Below are 3,082 nucleotides of genomic sequence, written 5' to 3'. Positions count from 1 at the left end.
AACAGATTATTACGCAGTGCAAATAGGCAGTTATATAACAGAAAGCGAAGCCAAAAATGCTTCTAATGCCATAAAAGAATTGGGCGGAGCAGGATATATCATTGTTGACGGTTCTTACCGAATAATTGCAGGTGTTTATCCGCAGGAAGAACAAGCTTTGACGGTTATAGCCAATACGACGCAATATGCTTCTTCAAAATATATTATTAGTATTCCAGCTATATCATTAAACTTTTCGGACAAAAAGATAAAACAAGCTGTTGAAGAATCTCTGTCAAAATGGGACGCAATATACAAAAAGTTATATGAACATAGCATTTTGTTAGACAAAGGTCAGACTACGGATGTAGCAGTCTTGCAGGATATAAAGCTGACTTATGATAGTCTAAAAGCCCATATAGATGAATACACCCAACTGACCAAAGATAATAGCAGAATGGAACATATACGCATAAAAACTGCAATGCTTAGTATGTTGACTACGCTTAATTCTTTGATAAATACTGTTCAAAAGCAAAAATTATCTTCTGAAATCAAGTATGCTTACACTCAAATATTAATTGAATATAGAAATCTAGCCAAAGAAATAGGCTGAAATCTTTAGCACAAAAGGAAAAAATCCGACACAAATCAAAAGGTTTTTTGAATGATATGTATTTAAAATAATAAAAAAAGATAAGGAAAAAACCTATGAAATTATCTCAACTTTTAATCGGTATTCAAGCAAAAGAAATTATCGGACTGGATGTGGAAATAACCGGTCTTTTTCATAACAGCCAAGCCGTAACAAAAGGCGGATTGTTTTTTTGCTTGGAAGGCCAAAATTTTGATGGACATAATTTTGTTTATGATGCAGTAACAAATGGTGCTGCAGCAATTATATGCAGGCGTGTTTTTTCTGATCTTGATATCACTCAGGTCATAGTTGAAGATGTTCGCAGCTCAATGGCAATAATATCATCTAATTTTTTTGGAAATCCCATTAAGTCTATGAAGCTGATCGGTATAACGGGCACAAACGGGAAAACCACTACTACATATATTATTAAAAGCATAGGAGAAGCTGCGGGAAAAAAGGTTGGGTTGATAGGTACATCTGGAATTATTATTGACGGTCAAAAATATCCGCCTTTGCTTACCACGCCTGATCCGATAGAGCTTCACTCAATTTTTAGGCGTATGGCTGACTGCCATACAGACTGGGTAGTGATGGAAGTTTCTGCGCATGCTCTTGCACTAAGAAAAATGGATGGAATAGTCGCTGATATCGCGGTGCTTACTAATTGCACCCAGGACCATTTGGATTTTTTCAAAACCATGGAAAATTACAAACAGGCAAAGTCTTTGTTTTTCACTCCTGAGCATGCAAAAATCGCCGTAGTTAATACTGATGACGAATTAGGCAGACAGATTTGCTGCCAAGGGAATATCGCATGTTTTACATACGGTTGCCAAAACCCTGCCGATGCTTTTGGAATAGATTATACATCTGATATAAATGGATTAAAATTTGTCATTAATATGTTTGACAAGCTGTATGAAATAAACTTTCGACTTCCAGGCAGATTTAATATGTATAATTCGCTGTGTGCTGCTCTTACATGCTATCTTCTCAATGTCAGTATTCAAGACATTGCGGCAGGAATAAGCAATCTGAAAATGGTTAAAGGCAGGTTTGAAACTTATGTAGGCGGCGGCAAGCAGATCATAATAGATTATGCCCACACTCCAGATGGTCTTAACAACATCCTGCGTAGCATAAAAGAGTTTTGCAAGGGCAAAATAATTACAGTGTTCGGTTGCGGAGGGGACCGCGACAAGGATAAACGTCCCAAAATGGGCAAAACGGTATGTCAATTATCCGATTATACTGTTATAACAAGCGACAATCCTCGATCAGAAGATCCGGACGATATAATCAATGATATTGTGCAAGGCGCAAATGAAACAAAAGGTCTTTATGTCTGTATCACTGATAGACTAGAGGCTATTAAGCATGCTTTAATGATGGCATGCCCTGACGATATTGTTTTGATAGCGGGAAAAGGCGATGAACCGTATCAGGAAATTAAGGGAGTCAAATATCCTTTTTCTGATTTGGAAGTAGTAAAAAAATTAACAAGTGCGGAGTAAAACTTGATTAAGATTATATTGCAAGCTTTAATTGCATTGATAGTAGCCTTTTTGATATCGGCTTTATTAACTCCGTTTGTAATCAAAGTTGTCAATAAATTTAAAGCCCGTCAAACCATATTACATTATGTAGATAATCATCTTAACAAGCAAGGCACTCCTACTATGGGCGGTATAGCATTTATCTTGGCTGTGGTTGTTGCTATGCTTTTTTCAAGGCTCCATGGGGCGGCTTTAATGTCTGTGGCAGTAATGGTGGCTTATGGCGTAGTGGGCGGACTGGACGACTTTATAAAAATAAAATTTAAACGAAATCTCGGACTCAAAGCCTATCAAAAGATTATTGCGCAAACACTCATTGCGCTTATTATTTCTATTTATATATATAGAAATCCGTCTATAGGTACTAATATTTTTATTCCTTTTACTTCTTACGAAATTAATCTGGGCGTATTCATAATACCTTTTGTAATTTTTATATTTCTTGCTATAACCAACAGCGTTAATTTGACTGACGGACTAGATGGATTAGCAGGCAGCGTAACAATGCTATATATGTTTTTTATATGTGTTATACAGCTGTTATATATAAATCATCTAACTGAAGAAGGCATTAATCAACAGGTCATCAATGAGTATATTGATCAGGTGGTTTTTGGCGCGGCTGTTTTGGGCGGGGTTTTGGGTTATCTTATTTTTAACAGTTATCCTGCCAAAATCTTTATGGGTGATACAGGTTCACTGGCTTTGGGCGGCGCGGTAGCCTGCGTTACAGTATTTTCTAAAACCGAATTGCTTATGCCGATAATAGGTGTTATGTTTGTTTTGAGCAGCTTAAGCGTCATTATTCAAGTCGTTTATTTCAAAATAACAGGCGGAAAAAGAGTCTTTTTGATGGCGCCGATTCATCATCATTTTGAGCGAAAAGGTATTCACGAATCTAAAATTA

Annotated in this window: 3 protein-coding genes; all 3 read left to right on the top strand. The window is 36.6% G+C overall.

Features of this window, described 5'->3' with window-relative positions:
* Positions 1 to 595 (top strand): SPOR domain-containing protein (locus VIL26_00340; GenBank protein ID HEY8389395.1); only part of this gene is annotated, 595 nt, incomplete at its 5' end.
* 95 nt (positions 596 to 690) lie between these two features.
* On the top strand, positions 691 to 2,133 hold the full coding sequence (locus tag VIL26_00335) for a UDP-N-acetylmuramoyl-L-alanyl-D-glutamate--2,6-diaminopimelate ligase (protein HEY8389394.1): 1,443 nt from the start codon (positions 691 to 693) through the stop codon (positions 2,131 to 2,133).
* 3 nt (positions 2,134 to 2,136) lie between these two features.
* The coding region (gene mraY / locus VIL26_00330; protein HEY8389393.1) for a phospho-N-acetylmuramoyl-pentapeptide-transferase at positions 2,137 to 3,082 on the top strand (946 nt) is incomplete at its 3' end.

The sequence above is a fragment of the Clostridia bacterium genome (genome assembly GCA_036562685.1).
Classification (GTDB): domain Bacteria; phylum Bacillota; class Clostridia; order Christensenellales; family DUVY01; genus DUVY01.
Note: the sequence above shows the minus strand (reverse complement) of the source record. Positions and strands in the feature narration are given on the sequence as shown.

What these genes read in the sequence shown, in the direction of transcription:
- VIL26_00335 (HEY8389394.1), top strand. Translation starts at nt 691, where the DNA reads ATGAAATTATCTCAACTTTTAATCGGTATTCAAGCAAAAGAAATTATC.